This is a genomic window from Chitinophaga jiangningensis (assembly GCF_900142605.1).
Classification (GTDB): domain Bacteria; phylum Bacteroidota; class Bacteroidia; order Chitinophagales; family Chitinophagaceae; genus Chitinophaga; species Chitinophaga jiangningensis.
Genome location: NZ_FRBL01000004.1, coordinates 616,105 through 632,046, shown reverse-complemented (window position 1 = coordinate 632,046; position 15,942 = coordinate 616,105). Strand labels below are relative to the sequence as shown.

Annotated in this window: 12 protein-coding genes; 7 read left to right on the top strand and 5 right to left on the bottom strand. The window is 47.4% G+C overall.

Annotated elements, in window-relative coordinates:
* Nucleotides 1-11 precede the first annotated feature (11 nt).
* Nucleotides 12-2,396 (top strand): ABC transporter permease, encoded by a 2,385-nt coding sequence (locus BUB18_RS12840; protein ID WP_073081270.1) that lies wholly within the window; start codon nucleotides 12-14, stop codon nucleotides 2,394-2,396.
* Here BUB18_RS12840 and BUB18_RS12835 read toward each other — a convergent pair whose 3' ends face one another.
* Complete coding sequence (locus BUB18_RS12835) at nucleotides 2,397-3,245, bottom strand: dienelactone hydrolase family protein (RefSeq protein WP_073081269.1); 849 nt, start codon at nucleotides 3,243-3,245, stop codon at nucleotides 2,397-2,399.
* 41 nt (nucleotides 3,246-3,286) lie between these two features.
* A complete protein-coding gene (locus tag BUB18_RS12830) occupies nucleotides 3,287-4,075 on the bottom strand; it encodes a FecR family protein (RefSeq protein WP_073081268.1) in 789 nt (262 codons plus the stop codon).
* Between the two features lie 183 nt (nucleotides 4,076-4,258).
* Between BUB18_RS12830 and BUB18_RS12825 the strand changes: the two genes are divergently transcribed.
* Nucleotides 4,259-5,437 (top strand): proline dehydrogenase family protein, encoded by a 1,179-nt coding sequence (locus BUB18_RS12825; protein WP_073081267.1) that lies wholly within the window; start codon nucleotides 4,259-4,261, stop codon nucleotides 5,435-5,437.
* A gap of 68 nt (nucleotides 5,438-5,505) precedes the next feature.
* Here the strand turns inward: BUB18_RS12825 and BUB18_RS12820 are convergent, their stop codons facing one another.
* The gene (locus tag BUB18_RS12820) at nucleotides 5,506-6,813 is read right to left on the bottom strand and encodes a RagB/SusD family nutrient uptake outer membrane protein (RefSeq protein ID WP_073081266.1); all 1,308 of its coding nucleotides are present in this window, start codon (nucleotides 6,811-6,813) and stop codon (nucleotides 5,506-5,508) included.
* A gap of 24 nt (nucleotides 6,814-6,837) precedes the next feature.
* Complete coding sequence (locus BUB18_RS12815; RefSeq protein WP_073081265.1) at nucleotides 6,838-9,837, bottom strand: SusC/RagA family TonB-linked outer membrane protein; 3,000 nt, start codon at nucleotides 9,835-9,837, stop codon at nucleotides 6,838-6,840.
* Between the two features lie 447 nt (nucleotides 9,838-10,284).
* Between BUB18_RS12815 and BUB18_RS12810 the strand changes: the two genes are divergently transcribed.
* Nucleotides 10,285-11,106: a thymidylate synthase gene (locus BUB18_RS12810; RefSeq protein ID WP_073081264.1), complete on the top strand. Its 822-nt coding sequence runs from the start codon at nucleotides 10,285-10,287 to the stop codon at nucleotides 11,104-11,106.
* Nucleotides 11,107-11,119: 13 nt separating this feature from the next.
* The gene (locus BUB18_RS12805) at nucleotides 11,120-11,620 is read left to right on the top strand and encodes a dihydrofolate reductase (RefSeq protein ID WP_073081262.1); all 501 of its coding nucleotides are present in this window, start codon (nucleotides 11,120-11,122) and stop codon (nucleotides 11,618-11,620) included.
* A gap of 1 nt (nucleotide 11,621) precedes the next feature.
* Here BUB18_RS12805 and dnaG read toward each other — a convergent pair whose 3' ends face one another.
* Entirely contained in the window at nucleotides 11,622-13,595 is a 1,974-nt protein-coding gene (gene dnaG, locus BUB18_RS12800) for a DNA primase (RefSeq protein WP_073081261.1), read from the bottom strand.
* 263 nt (nucleotides 13,596-13,858) lie between these two features.
* Here dnaG and BUB18_RS12795 point away from each other — a divergent pair, with 263 nt between their 5' ends.
* The 3 genes from BUB18_RS12795 (at nucleotide 13,859) to BUB18_RS12785 (ending at nucleotide 15,931) form a co-directional block, all read left to right on the top strand.
* Nucleotides 13,859-15,031 carry an acetyl-CoA C-acyltransferase gene (locus BUB18_RS12795; RefSeq protein WP_073081259.1) on the top strand — a complete coding sequence of 391 codons (1,173 nt, stop codon included), beginning with the start codon at nucleotides 13,859-13,861 and terminating at the stop codon, nucleotides 15,029-15,031.
* Nucleotides 15,032-15,389: 358 nt separating this feature from the next.
* Nucleotides 15,390-15,647 (top strand): hypothetical protein, encoded by a 258-nt coding sequence (locus BUB18_RS12790; protein WP_073081257.1) that lies wholly within the window; start codon nucleotides 15,390-15,392, stop codon nucleotides 15,645-15,647.
* A gap of 44 nt (nucleotides 15,648-15,691) precedes the next feature.
* The gene (locus tag BUB18_RS12785) at nucleotides 15,692-15,931 is read left to right on the top strand and encodes a hypothetical protein (RefSeq protein ID WP_073081256.1); all 240 of its coding nucleotides are present in this window, start codon (nucleotides 15,692-15,694) and stop codon (nucleotides 15,929-15,931) included.
* The last annotated feature ends 11 nt before the right edge of the window (nucleotides 15,932-15,942 follow it).

The window sequence follows — 15,942 nt, the reverse complement described above, 5'->3', positions numbered from 1 at the left end:
CTATTAAAGTTATGCTGAAGAACTACTTTAAAATCGCATGGCGAAACCTGCTGAAAAACAAAACATATGGCTTGCTGAATGTACTGGGCCTGTCGTTAAGCATTGGTGCCGCCATTTTGATCATTACCATGGTGAAATTTCACCTGGCCTTTGATACCTTCCACCATAACGCCGACCGCATATACCGAATTGTAACGGAGCAACACCGTGATAAAATATCCTACACGTCCAGTACGCCACCGCCTTTGAGCAGCGCGCTCCGCAGGGATTACAGCTATACTGAAAACATTGCCCGCGTAGTAGATGCGGATGCAGCCCTTATCACCATTCCCCAGGGCAAAGAAGTGAAAAAATTTAAGGAAGACCACCTGTACTTTGCAGAACCTGACTACCTGCAAATCTTTAATTTTCCGCTGGTAGCCGGCAGCGCCATGCTGGGAGAACCCAACACAGCTGTTATAACGAAAAGGACTGCACGTAAATATTTTGGTAACACCGACCCTGTTAATAAAACATTTAGCTATAATAACCTCGCAAACATCCGGATTACGGGCGTATTAAAGGATATCCCCGCTGAATCGGACCAGCAGCCGGAATTGATATTGTCGTGGCCTACGGTGAAGTTGTACGACAGCTTTTTCTCCAGCGAAGATACCTGGGGAGGTATCACTTCCGACCTGTCTACCTTTATACGTTTGCGGCCGGGGGTAAGCACTGCCGAAGTGGAAAGGCAGCTGGCAGACTATGTTCCCCGCTACCGGCCTAAAAGTAAAAATGTGCATCACTACCTGTTACAGCCGCTCAGCGACGTGCACTATAACGCCCGTTACGGTGGGTCCATGGAACGTAAAAACCTGCTCATTCTCTCGCTGATAGCTGTATTTTTATTGTTCACCGCCTGTGTAAACTTTATCAACCTCGCCACAGCCCAGGCAGTGAGCAGAAGTAAAGAGGTGGGTATACGAAAAGCGCTGGGTGGTCAACGTCGCAGCCTGTTCTGGCAGTTTATTGCCGAAACCGCCGTTATAACGCTCACGGCTACACTCATAGCTATCCTGATTTCCTGGTTGCTGCTGCCCACCGTGAATAACTATTTTCATACCAACATCAGTTATATCCTATTTTCAGATCCAAAAATGGCTGGCATACTGGCGTTAGTAGTGGTGCTGGTGACTTTCCTGGCGGGGGCATATCCCGGACTTATTCTCTCTGGATTTAAGCCGGTAGCGGCACTGAAGGGCAAAGTGAGCCCGGCACAGCTCGGAGGTTTTAATACACGCCGCAGTTTAATCACGGCGCAGTTTACTATCTCCCTGATATTAATAATTGTAATGCTGGTAATTAACCGCCAAATGCAGTATACCCAGCAGTTTAACCTCGGTTTTAATAAAGATGCTGTGGTAATGGTGCCCATGGGTAGCGATCAGCCGGACATCAGCCGGAAAACGCTGGCTCATCAGCTGGAAAATATTACCGGGGTGGAACATGTAACCATGTGCTTTACCCCTCCAAGCACCAGCACCGCCTGGAATACCAACATTTACTTTGACAACCGGGAGGAAAGCGAACTGTTTCGGGTGAACATTAAGGCCGTGGATGAAAACTACCTGCCAACATTCGGCCTCAGGCTTACAGCCGGCCGTAATCTGCTACGGGCGGATAGCGCGCGGGAAATGTTGATAAATGAAACGGCTGTACGAAAACTGGGACTGGCATCACCGGAAGAAGCACTGAATAAAGTAATCTCCTTTGATGGAGGACAATATAAACTAACTGTGGTGGGCATTGTGTCCGACTTCCATAACGGATCGCTGCACAGAGAAATTGAGCCGGTAGGCATGGCGATTATGCCGGACCATTATCAGCAGTATGCGATCAAAACGAATATGACCGGACTGCCCACCACCCTTGCTGCTATTGAAAAAGCCTGGACGGCCATGTACCCGGAGAAAATTTATGAGTATCATTTTCTGGACGACAGCATTGCTGAGTTCTATGAAACAGAACAGGCCATGCTGCGTATTGTGAAAATATTTTCGCTTATCTCCATTTTCATCGCCTGCCTGGGGTTGTATGGCCTGGTATCGTTTATGGTGGTACAAAAACGCAAGGAAATAGGCATCCGCAAAGTACTGGGAGGAAGTATCGGAGGGATCTTGTGGTTGTTCGGAAAAGAATTTGCCCGCCTGATATTGCTGGCATTTATGGTGGCCGGTCCGTTAGGCTGGTGGCTGATGAACAGCTGGCTGAAAGATTTCAGGTACCATATTACGCTGGGGCCGGGAGTGTTCCTGGTGGCTATTGCAGGTACGATGATCATAGCGGCACTGACAGTCGGCGTACAGAGCGCCCGCGCCGCCATGATGAATCCGATCAGGAGTCTGAAAAGCGAATAGCTATTTCACTCCAAATTGTTTTTTCAGGAATGCGATGGCGTGGGCATATGCTTCGCGGGTCGCATTGCTGTCGTATATAGGATTGCTGGGATTGGCAAAGCCATGGTCCGCATCGTAAGTATATACCGTCAGAGATTTACCTGCAGCAGCCATATTCTTTTTGAATTCGGCGACCACCTGCGGGTTAATTCCTTTGTCTTTATTGGCAAAAAATCCGAGCACGGGTGCATGCAATGTTTTGAGTTTTTCCACATCTTTTTCCGGCATGCCGTAATACATCACATCACCAACATTCTGCCTGCCATTAATCAGGCCCGACTGCAGTGATAATCCGCCGCCAAAGCACCAGCCAAGAGTAGCAATTTTAGCAGCAGGTCCCACATGTTTCAGCGCACCTTCCATAATGGCCTGGAGCCGCGCTCTGGGAGTAGCCTGCATGATCTTTGCCGCCTCGCCGGATTCCGTGGCAGTTTTACCGTCATACATATCCAGCGCCAGTACGTTTACTTTGCCGCCCAGGTCGTTATACAGCTTTTCCGATTCCTTTTTGATGTAGTCATTTAAGCCCCACCATTCCTGGTATACAAACAGATAAAGGTTGGATGGGGATTTGGCTTTAAAGAGAAACCCGGAGGCTTCCTTTCCGTCCGTAGCAGGGAAGGTAACCGTTTGGCCTTCAGCGCCTGCATAAGTGTAGGGGAGTGGGTTGGCATGCTGCATCACGAAGCTACCGGAATTGGCCAATCCGGCAAATTCCGTGATAGCATCTGAATGGCAGCAGCTGGCGGTTTGGGCATGCAGGCTGCCGGTAACAGCAAATAAGGTAATAGCGAGCAGTAACTTTTTCATGACAGTATTTATTTGACCAGAAATTACAACATTCTGCCGGATCAGAATTTGATTTCTACTTTGCTGCCTTCGGTTTTGTAGCTAAAGCCCTGTTCTTTACCCAGGGCATCCAGTACCTGTTGCAGGGTAGCTTTTACGAATAATTTGGTAACAGGGGTGGTTTTGGACGCATCGCCTTTTACGCTTATTTCAACGCCGTACCAGTCTTCCAGCGTTCGCCACATCAGCAGGCCCTGGGCATTGGTGAGCTGCAGGCTGTCGGCCAGCCAGCTTTCGGCATCCTGCGGGTTATAGGTTTCCTTTTCCATCAGGTCTATTTCCTTGTTGGCAAGGATCATATTGCCGCGTTCCAGGATTTCAGGCTGGTTATCTGTTTCGGAGTGATAGCTTTTGGAGACTTTAAGCTTTCCGGTGAGCAGGTGTACAGTAGCACCCTGCTGGTTCGTAAAGCAGCGCATGCGAAACTGCGTGCCCAGCACCTCCGCGGTGAGCTTGTCGGCAATAACGGTAAACACGGCTGGCGCCGGGTTGACAGTAAACCAGGCATCCCCGTCGAGCAATACCTGGCGCTTTTCCTGTCCATAGTTATCCGGCACCAGCAGGAGGGAGCTGGAATTGAGGATCACTACCGAGCTGTCTGGCAGGGTGATGCGCCTGCGTGCTCCAATATCTCCCTGATAAGAAGTATAATGAACACCCGGCGCCTGCATGGTAAGAATAGAACTCGGTTTCTTTTCGGCAGCCGGTGGAGTGGTATGGCAGGCCACGGCCGTGCATAAGGCTACAGGTAACAGGAATTTAAAATAGTTGGTATCACTTTTAAATAGCATATTCCGGGAATTTTGTATGCAAACGAAAAATCCTAAAAGTAATCAAAATTAGCAGCAGTGGGAAACCGGACTTTTCCAATTTCTATCAAGCAAAAGACAATATCTGTTAATGCGGATAAAAAGATATTTCCCTTAGTCAATGTTTTTTGGCTGAATTAACCGACCACCCTAACTTTGCGGGCCATGGAAAAGCAGCTACCTTTATCTTTTGATAATACGGCTATTGCATTTGAAGCAAAAACCGACAAGGCTTTAAGTAAGGCCAACTTTCTCTTCAGTAATATCGGCAAGCCCTGGTTAGTGAAACTGGGAGCCACATTCACTCCCATCGCTTTCAAACTGGGATTACCAATCAAAGGAATCATTAAAAGCACCATTTTCTCACAATTCTGCGGTGGCGAAACCCTGGAAGAAGCTGCACACACGGCTTTGCAACTGGGCAACTACCACGTAGGTGTAGCACTTGACTACGGCGTAGAAGCTATGGAAGGCGAAGAAAACTACGACAAAGCCGTTCCTGAGTTCATCCGCGCTATTCAATACGCTGCTTCCCGCCCTGATATTCCATTTATCGCTATTAAAATTACTGGATTTGCTCGTTTTGGCCTCCTGGAAAAAATGCATAGCAAAGCTGTTCTTTCCGCAGAAGAACAACAGGAATTTGACCGCGTACGCCAACGTGTACACGCCATTGCTGAAGCTGCAGCCAAAAACAACGTAGGTATCCTCGTAGACGCGGAAGAGTCATGGATTCAACAGCCGGTAGACGACCTTACGGATGAGATGATGGCACTGTTCAACAAAAAGAAAGTGATCATTTTCAACACCTTCCAGTTATATCGTCACGACAGGCTCGAGTTCCTGAAAATATCGCTGGATAAGGCTGTAAAAGCGGGTTACCTGCTCGGTGCCAAACTGGTTCGTGGTGCCTACATGGAAAAAGAAAACAAACGCGCTGCTGAAATGGGCTATCCTACACCGATCCAGCCCAGCAAAGCCGCTACTGATAAAGATTACAACGAAGCAGTTACTTACTGCCTCGACAACCTGGATAAACTGGGACTGTTTATCGGTACCCATAACGAGGACAGCTGCATGCTGGCAGCCCGCCTGCTGCATGAAAAAGGTTTACCGCACAACCATGAACATATCAGCTTTAGCCAGCTGCTGGGAATGAGTGATAATATTACTTTTAACCTGGCCCACGCCGGCTATAACGTCTCCAAATACCTCCCTTACGGACCGGTGAAAGACGTAATGCCATACCTGATCCGCCGCGCACAGGAAAATACTTCCATCGCCGGCCAGATGGGGCGCGAGCTTGCACTCATCAGAAAAGAAATGAAGCGCAGGGGTATGTAATACCTGCTGTTTACATTATAAACGAAAAAGAGGGACCAACCGTCCCTCTTTTTTCGTTTATGAAAAGGCTAAATGTTTACTTCGTTTTGCGGCAGCGGAAATTGCGGCCATACATCATCATCCGGCCTGTCTTTTGGTAAGGTTCCCAGCCGGTCGTACCTTCTCAGGTCCACCCAACGGTGTCCCTCACCCAACAGGGAATACCGCCTTTGATACAGGATTTCACCGATCAAGCCTGCGGTGGTTACCGCCCCTGCATACGCGGGCAGGTTATAGGCCGTTCTGATCCTGTTAACAGCCACTATGGCATCTGGCAGCGAACTTAATTGTGCTTTGGCTTCTGCATAAATCAGGATCAGCTCCTCGTTGCGGATAATGTTCACCGGATCATTAAGCGATTTCCATATCCACACTTCACGGTTACTGCTCAGTCCCGACTGACTACCGGGTACAGGCCTCACCGGCGCCTTGTTAATGCGGGTATCGCCGGGAATAATGTCGGTAGCGTAACCGGGATGCAGTAACCGCATATCCCCCGTTGATCCTGGCGCCATAAACAGTGGGTTTGCCATATCACCACCGCCGGTAGAAAAGTAATGATATACTCCTGCTGTCAGTGAGCCGTTTAAATCGAAAAACGATTCGTTTAGTGCAGTCAGTGCATTCGCCCATTTCTGGTTATACAGGAATACCCTGGCAGCAATGGCACGGTTAAATTTGCGCAATCCGGCCGCATTGGAAAAACCTGCAAAGCCTTCTGATAAAGGGAATATTACGCTTGCCCCGGAGAGGTCATCTGCACCTTCCTGCAAGAATTTCAGGATAGTATCCCTGGCCTGTACGGGGTCTTTAATCACCGCTCCGATGTAGGTAGGATCACTGTTTGGAATCCGGATACCGTTGGTATTCGTCATGTTTAAATTCAGCAGTAACTGGTAACCGATAATGGTTTTCGCAAAACCGGTGTAGCCCTTGCGCTCCGCATCTGTAATGAATTTAGATGCCGCCGCAGCTTGCAGCAATATAAAGCACTGGCGTACCACCAGGTACCTCGATGCCCATGGATTGGTGAGATAGAAGCTGTTGTTATCCAGCTCTTTAGTGCCTCCTCCCAGGAGGTCAGTCGTATAACGCGGCTCTGACCCTGAAAAGCGATAGATCTCTCTCCCGATAATACCAACAGCATCCAGGTAAGCCGTTACATCCCTGCGCATGCCTGATTCCGCGCCGGTAGCAAGGTTGTTCAAGGAACTCTTGCTGGTGTTGATCACAATACCGGAAGTAGTGGGATTGTTGAGATTGGGAATTTCGCCTTTGCGACAACTCAGTAGCACCAGCATGACCAGCAGGCTTATATAAAAATGATAATTTTTCATGTGCATGTTTTTAAATGAGTTAGATCAGAAGTTGACACCCAGGTGGAAACTGGCTCTTTTCGAAGCAGGAAAAGGCATCACATCCACACCTGATGAAATACCGTTGCTACCGCGACTCTGGGTAGTGGTCATGGTATTGCTGCCGAAGTTGGAAACTTCCGGATCATAACCTACGTATTTAGTCCAGGTGAAGAAGTTATTGGCCGATACTCCCACTCGGATACCCTTAATGTAGTTTGTATTTCTCAACGGTACATTATAGTACAATGCCACCTCACGTAAACGTACATACGCAGCATCCTGTACGTAAATGGCTGCATCTCCCGCACTTACCCTGTAGGCGCCCAGTTTGGTGCCTTTGTACTCCTCGTCATAATCGAAAGAGGTGGCACCCGCATCTGTGAGCAACTGTGTCAGGTTGATGTTTTGTCCGCCATTTTTCCAATGCAACAGGAACTGCAAAGAGAAGTTCCTGCAGATAGTGAATTCATTGAAAAAGCTCATCTGGAATTTGGGTTCCGAATTACCAAGCAGCTGAAGCGCTCCGCCTGAGATACCCTTGATCTGCGTGGCTGGCTGTCCCTCCTCGAGGTAGTAGGTGCCGAGGGAGTTACCGAAGGCGCCAATGGCAAACGGAGGAATGGTGAGTTTAGTAACAATAGCCTTGTTTTTCCACCAGTTGAGGGTGGCAGTCCAACGCAGATTTTTCATGGTTAATGGAACGGTGGTGAGTCCCAGCTCAATTCCAGTATTTCGGAGGTCACCACTGTTTTTCCATTCGCTGGAATAGCCGCTGGAGGCGTTGAGGGCGCGGCGAAGCAGCAGGTCGTTGATCTTTTTGTTGTAATAGGTGGCTTCAAGTCTGATCCGGTTATTAAACAAGCCGAAGTCAAGGCCGGTTTCCAGCTCAGCCTGTCGTTCCGGCAGGATATCCGGATTTCCGCGGAGGTTATCATTCAGCAATCCCGGCAGGGTGTTGATATTGCTGGGAATCAGGCTGGTGAACTTACTGCCGTAGGGAGGGATGTTGCCTGATTGTCCATAGGCCGCGCGGATTTTGATGAAGTCGATCGCGCTTACATTGGCCAGAAACCGTTGCGCGAGGTTCCAGGAGAAGGAAGCTTTTGGATATACGTAGTATTTTTTATAATCGCCGTTGTTGGTGGAGCGGTCGAACCGTACGCCACCGCTGATGGTGATATCTTCCAGCAGGGTCAGGTCTTCCTGGAGGAAGATACCGTTGTCCCGGAATTGCTGCCGGAATTGGCGCACGGTGGTGCTTCCGCTTTGATCGAGGTTGCTCTGGCCACTGGTGATGTTAGTGGCGGTGGTGCTGATGTTATCGAAGTTACCTGTTTCGTAGGTAGCTCCCAGTGTACTCGTAAGCGTTAGATTTTTGCCGGGATTGAAGATATTGATGAGGAAGCCAGCCAGGTTGGTATTGAGGTTATTGCTGTTGCTCTGTATGGAGTGGCCCTCCATGCCTTTTTCTTCAAACTGGATTTCCCTTGGAAAGAGGGCTGTGGTTCTGAAATTGAAGTAGTCCACTCCACCGCGCAGCACAATTTTGGTGGTGCTGGTTTTGCTTTGCGCCAGTATGGCGTTGATATTACCACCACCAACAAAGCGGTTGGTGGTTTCGTTGTTGGTCATTTTATCCCTTGTTTCCAGCGGATTGGAAGCCGCAAATGAATCGCGGGGATATACGCCAACAGCGTTGGGGTACAGGTCGATCCAGCCGGGTGTGGAGGACAATGCCACGCCGTAGGATACGCCGTTGTTATCGTTGTTGGTCAGCCCTCTGTCGGCAGATGAATTTATATAATTGGTGGTAACGGAAACGCTTATACGATCATTTACTTTATGATCTACATTTAATCGCACGGAGTTATTGAGGTAGCCGGTATTTTTTATGATACCGTCTTCTTTTCTTCTGTTTCCGGAGAGATAAAAGGTGGTCTTTTCGGCGCCGCCACTTAAGGCGATGCTGGTATTACTGATAATGCCGGTTTCACCGTACATTTCTTTTTCGTAATCGAATATTTTCCCGGTTGCGCGGGCTTGTTCAAATTTGTATTTATACCAGGCCCGGGCTTTGATCACATCAGGATCTGCGGAACTGGAGGGGCCTGCGAGATCGGCGGCTGTTTCCGGCGTGAAGCTGCGGACTCCCAGCAGGTGTCGCGCTTTTACGATGCCTGTTTCCTGGTTTACGGAGATGCTTGTTTTGCCGTTTTTACCTTTTTTGGTAGTGATAATGATAACGCCGGCGGCGGCTTTGGCGCCATATAGCGCTGCTGCGGAGGCGCCTTTGAGGATTTCGATGTTTTCTATATCGGCAGGGTTGAGGTCAGCAATACGGCTGGACGGGTTATCCTGGTTATTAGGGTTACCGGCGGTGGCTGCGGCGGTAACGTCGTTGAGACCTGCCGGAATACTATTGTTATTAAAGAATATACCATCTACCACATAAAGTGGTTGTGAGTTACCGAAAACTGAAGTGATACCCCTGAGTTTTACGGAAATACCGCCACCGGGTGCACCGGAGTTCGCAGTGATGAGCGCGCCGGGAATTTTTCCGCTAAGGGCTGCATCAAAAGTTTGTGCGGGCGCTACACCGGATAGTTGTTTCGAAGAAATGGTAGCCACGGCATTGGCGAGATTTCTTCTTTTTACGGAAGTAGCCATACCGGTTACCACCACTTCATCCATTACAGAAAGATTTTCTTCCAGGGAAACGGTGAGTGGCCCTGCATTTGCGTTTGCTGTAACTGTTTTGGTTTTGTACCCTGTGGAACTGAATATCAGGGTAGTGGAGGCAGCGGTGTTGGGCAAAATAATGCTGAATTTTCCATCAGCGCCTGTGACGGTTCCCCGGTTGCTGTTGGGGATTCTAACGGTTACACCGGGAATAGGTCGTCCGGTGTTGCTGTCCTGTGTTTTACCGGTGATGGTTTGCTGGGCATACAGCATGGTACCACATAGCAGTAACAACACCAGGAAGGTGAGTCTGGGTAGAAGCATAATAATGGGAGTTGAATAATGGAAATTAGAGTGATAGACTAAAAGTAGCGGCTGGGCAGGGCCTGCGGTCCTGTCCAGCCGCATTTCTGTACCTGCTTCCTACAGGCACAGAAATGCGATAAATATTAGCCTTACACCAATGTCTAAAGTGGTCTTGTTGTGTGTTTAAATAATACAGGTTTTGGTTAGATGAATTGCTTTTGGTTGCTGTTGAGGTCTTTCAGGCTAAGCTGTTGTTTCTATTCTCATTTATTGGCAAGGCATAACAACTACGCAGGGTGCACAATCAGGTTATTTCTTCGTATAGTCGTTATATGGGGATTTCCTTCTATGAATTTATAGCCAGATTTCGAAAAAAGCTAAAATCTTGATTTTTTTTATTTTAAGAATTTATGCTATATTATCTGGAGAGTCAGCTAATTTCAAATCTTCGTATCTTGCCGCCTTATGGACCAGTATCTTGCATTATTAAATCATATCATTAAAGAGGGAGCAGTTAAAACCGATCGTACCGGCACCGGTACTACCAGTGTTTTTGGCTATCAGATGCGTTTCAACCTGAAAGATGGTTTTCCGGTGGTAACTACTAAAAAGCTGCACCTGAAATCAATTATATACGAATTGTTATGGTTCCTGAAAGGGGACACCAATATAAAATGGCTGAAGGAGCACAATGTGAGCATCTGGGATGAGTGGGCGGATGCCAACGGTGACCTCGGGCCTGTGTACGGCAAGCAATGGCGTAGTTGGGAAACCCGCGACGGCCGTGTGGTAGACCAGATTACCGAGGCGGTAAACACCATCAAAAAAAATCCGGACTCCCGCAGGATTATTGTAAACGCCTGGAACGTGGGCGATTTGCCTGATATGGCATTGAGTCCCTGCCATTGCCTGTTTCAGTTTTATGTAACGCCGGCAGATGCTGCTAAGGGTGAAACCCGTGGAAAACTGAGCTGTCAGCTGTATCAGCGCAGTGCCGATGTATTCCTCGGTGTGCCGTTTAATATTGCTTCCTATGCGCTGCTTACGATGATGATCGCGCAGGTATGCGACCTGGAACCGGGAGATTTTGTACATACCTTCGGAGATGTGCATCTGTACAGCAACCACGTGGAGCAGGCTAACCTGCAGCTGAGCCGTCAGCCTTTTCCGCTGCCGCAAATGAAAATCAACCCGGAAGTAAAAGACATCTTTGATTTCAAATACGAAGATTTCGAATTAGTGAACTACCAGCACCACGCCGCTATTAAAGCACCGGTGGCGGTTTAAGGCACAGTATCTTATGAAAACAGTTTCTATTATAGTGGCGGCATCTGATAATGATGTGATTGGCATCAATAATATGCTGCCATGGCGCTTGCCGGATGACCTGAAGTATTTTAAGAATACCACTACCGGTAAGCCTATTATTATGGGCCGGAAAACGTTTGAGTCGCTGGGAAAAACGCTGCCAAACCGTCCTAACATTGTAATTACCCGTCAAACCGACTATCAGCCGGAAGGTACAATTGTGGTGGATTCACTGCAGGCGGCCATTGACAAAGCTAATGCGTATGATGTGGAGGAGATTTTTATCACTGGTGGGGCGCAGATATTTGTACATGCGTTACCGTTAGTAGATAAAATTTACATGACCCGTGTATCCGCCACCGTGCCGGGGGATGCATTTTTCCCTATGATTGATCCTGCTATCTGGAACCTGGTGAGTGATGATCGCCATGAGGCGGATGAGCGTAACCAGTATGCGTTTACGTTCCAGGTGTGGGAAAGGATTCCGCATTAATTTATTTAAAGATAACGGTACCCAGCCCCTGGGTCAGTTCTTTTTCGAGCTGTTTCAGGTGCTGGTGTAACTCCATACAGCGCTTCATTTCTTCGAAGTCTGTCAGGTTCATCGCTTCCTGCTGGTTTTCCTCTATCATTTTCTTGATCTTACGCAGGATCAGATAATTGCTGGTAGAGATGGTGTCTTTCAGATAAGCCACATCTCCGAATACCGTATCGATTTCAAAACGTTCTTTCCAGTTAACGCTGAGGTCAGCTTCTTTATCTTCAATGATCAGTGCGATATTTTTCGCGAGGTCCTGGTCTTCATGGTAGAGGAACCATTTTTTATCCGGGATATTTCCTTCGTCGTAAATTCTTTTATACTCTCTCAGTATACGTTTTACCAGTTCGCTGCTTACCAGTGATTCAAAATCATATGGGAGGTGGAAGATGTAGTCTGCCACGGTATTGCGTTCTTCTTCGCTGAAGGGCTTATCGCCGAAGCGGAGGAGGATTTTCACGAGTTCTTTTTCCTGCTTTTCGTCTTTATTGAAGAGGTTTTCGCCTCCGCCGTACTGTGCTTCGGCGGCTTCCATAGCGGCGATGGCCTCGTCGCTGAGGTCGTCGTCGGAAGGTGCTGCAGGTGTGTTACGGTTGTTTTGCTGCTCTCTTTTGGTGAGGCGTTCGCGGATAAATTTGTTGACCAGGGTGATGAGGCCTTGCTCGTCGATTTTGAGGAGCTGGCTGCACTGGCGGATATAGTCTTGCTGACGGGTAAAGTCTTCCGCTTTATCAATTTTCGAAATTGTTTCTGCGATTTCGTTTACCAGCTGTGATTTTTTTGCGCTGTCGTTGCCGGCGTCCTTGAGACTTATCTGGAGTTTAAAGAGGACGAAGTCCTGTTTATGTTCTTCGATGAACTCGCGGAAAGCGGCGGCGCCTATACGTTGTACGTAGCTGTCAGGGTCTTCTTTTTCCGGGAGGAGTACAAGTTTAACGTTGAGGCCTTCTTCCACTGCCATGTCGAGGCCTCGTAGGGCGGCTTTGATACCGGCAGCGTCGCCATCGTAGATGATGGTGAGGTTGTTGGTATATTTTTTTATGAGGCGAAGCTGGTCCTGCGTAAGCGATGTTCCGCTGGAGGCGACTACGTTTTCCACGCCTGCCTGGTGCAGGGAGATAACGTCTGTATAGCCTTCTACGAGCAGGCACTCATTGAGTTTATCGATGGACTGGCGGGCGAAGTAGGTACCGTAGAGAACGCGGCTTTTGATATAGATTTCGTTCTCGGGGGAGTTGATATACTTCGGTGCCTTATCGGTTTTTTGGAGGATGCGTGCGCCAAAGCCCAGTACCTTTCCGGATTGGTTATGGATGGGGAAGATAACGCGGCCGCGGTAGTTGTCCACCGGTTGTTCGTTGCGGATGGTAACCAGCCCTGTTTTTTGCAGGTATTCCAGGTTGTAACCCTTTGCTACGGCGGTTTTAACGAAGGAGTCGCGGGTATTGAGGCAGTAGCCGAGTTGGAATTTACGGATGGTTTCTTCTGTAAATCCGCGTTCTTCAAAGTAGGAGAGGCCTACGTTCTGGCCTTCTTCATTGTTGAAGAGGGTATCGGCGAAGTAATCTTTAGCGAAGCCGTTGATGATGTAGAGGCTGTCAGCCAGCTGCTGAAACTGTTTCAGCTGCGGGCTTACTTCAGTTTCTTCTACTTCGATCTGGTATTTCTGGGCCAGCCAGCGCAAAGCTTCCACATAGGAGTACTTTTCGTGCTCCATGATAAAGCTGACTGCATTCCCGCTTACGCCGCAGCCAAAACACTTATAGATCTCCTTGCTGGGGGATACGGTAAAGCTGGGGGTTTTTTCGTTGTGAAAGGGGCAGTTGCCAAGGTAGTTGGCGCCTCTTTTTTTGAGCTTCACAAACGAACCCACAATTTCCACTATATCTATGCGGCTGAGTATCTGTTGTATGGTGTTCTGAGAAATCACTTCTTATCTGAATATCAACTACAAACATAGCAAAAGTTTGGCTGAAAGTTGTACAACATCACAACTTCACAACTTCAGGTATTACTTAAGGTAATAGGCAGCTTTTTTCTCATATTTTTCAATGAAAGGCAATTTTTTGTGAGATTTTATTATCATGAAAGCAAAATTGATAATCTTTTTCAAAGCCTTTTGGAATGACGGTCTGCTAGCCTGCTTTTCGTTATATTTGGAGATTACCAAAAGCCAAACAATCTTTTTATCAGATGAAAGAAGTTTATATAGTTGCTACTGCCCGTACACCGATAGGATCTTTTAACGGTGGATTGTCTTCCATTGCTGCTACGAAGCTGGGTTCCATAGTGATGAAGGAAGTATTACAGCGTGCAGGCGTGGGAGCTGAGCAGGTGAATGAGGTGTATATGGGGAATGTGATCAGCGGGAATCTGGGCCAGGCGCCGGCAACGCAGGCGAGTCTGGGTGCGGGTTTACCGAATACAGTTCCTTGTACTACCGTTAATAAAGTATGTGCTTCCGGCATGAAAGCGATTATGCTGGGTGCACAAAGTATTATGCTGGGCGACAATGACGTAGTGGTTGCCGGCGGTATGGAGAATATGAGTCAGGTGCCGTACTACCTGGATAAGGCCCGTACGGGTTATAAGCTGGGGCATGGCAGTGTGATCGATGGCATTATCCGCGATGGTCTGTGGGATCCGTATAAGGATTTTCACATGGGCAATGCGGCGGAGTTGTGTGCTACTGAATATCATATTTCTCGTGAGGACCAGGATGCCTACGCGATTGAAAGTTACAAGCGTGCCGCGGCAGCCTGGGAAAAGGGTTATTATAAGCATGAAGTGGTGCCGGTAGAAATCCCTGGTAAAGTGGTGACAACCATATCTGAGGATGAGGATTACAAGAAAGTAATTTTTGAAAAAATTGCTACGCTGAAGCCTACCTTTCAGAAAGATGGTACCATCACTGCGGCGAATGCCTCCAACATCAACGATGGTGCAGCGGCAGTATTGCTGGTAAGTGGTGAGAAGGTGAAGGAGCTGGGATTGAAGCCGCTGGCTAAGATCATCAGTTTCGCGGATGCTTCGCAGGCGCCGGAATGGTTTACTACAACGCCTGTAAAGGCGGTGAATAATGCGTTGCAAAAGGCGGGCATGAAGATAGCCGATATGGATTTTGCAGAGGTGAATGAAGCGTTTAGCTGCGTGCCTATTGCGAATGCAAAGGATTTAGGTTTGCCGATGGAAAAGGTGAATGTATGGGGTGGTGCGGTGTCCATGGGGCATCCTATCGGCTGCAGTGGTGCGCGTATTGTGGTGACGCTGAATTCCATACTGCACCAGGAAAATGCCCGTTACGGTGTAGCTGGTATTTGCAATGGTGGTGGTGGCGCAAGTGCGATCATTATCGAAAGAGTATAGTTACTGATAATATAATTATCACTTTTAAACCTGTCTTTTCAGACAGGTTTTTTTATGCTCGTTTTGATATTAATATTATTATTTGTTAATGCGTAAATATTTACAAATGAATAACAAATGATGTGATTTTTGAATTAGGAAGGTTTTGTAAGTTTGTATTGTAAGATTGAAAAAGATGAAGTTGACCCTGTGACCATTGTTAGTGAAACCAGTAATGTTAGATTATTTCATTTCGAAAATCCACTCAGTATTTATGAATGAATTAATCATATACCAGCCTACACTGACGATGTGAATGGCCTCTTAGCTTTATTGCTTTCAAATTTTTAATAATCATAATAATCTTAAACAATTAATTATGCAAAAGATCAAAAAAATGCCTGCATTCAATGGCACTTATCCCCCGGGCTACTCGGCTTATATCGCCAAAGCCCGCCAGATTGAAGCAAAAGTTAGATCGATCAAAGCTTTTGGTGAAGAGTTAATTAATGATCCTCAAAAAGCGAAGGAAGTATTAATCAAAATAGGGGTACTTCAACCCAATGGAAAAACAACATATCCTTATCGGCATCTGCGATTTCCAAGACTGGAAGATTCACCATTCAAAATTTTGTAAATGGAAATATTGGATAATCTGAAATAGTTATTAAAATCAAAATTATGGAAAAACTTGATGAACTTCCCGAATATACGGACAACTTCCCTCCAGGTTACTTAGCTTATAGAGCGGAACAATTGGAAATGAAAGAGAAACTTAGATTAATTGAAATATTCTGTCAGGAGCTACTGAATGACAAGCAAAAGGCGAAGGAGGCCTTTATTAAAATTGGAGTACTTCAATCCAATGGGAAGACTACCTGGCCATATCGACATTGGCGATTTCCGACATTGGAAGATTGAGTCTACAAGTT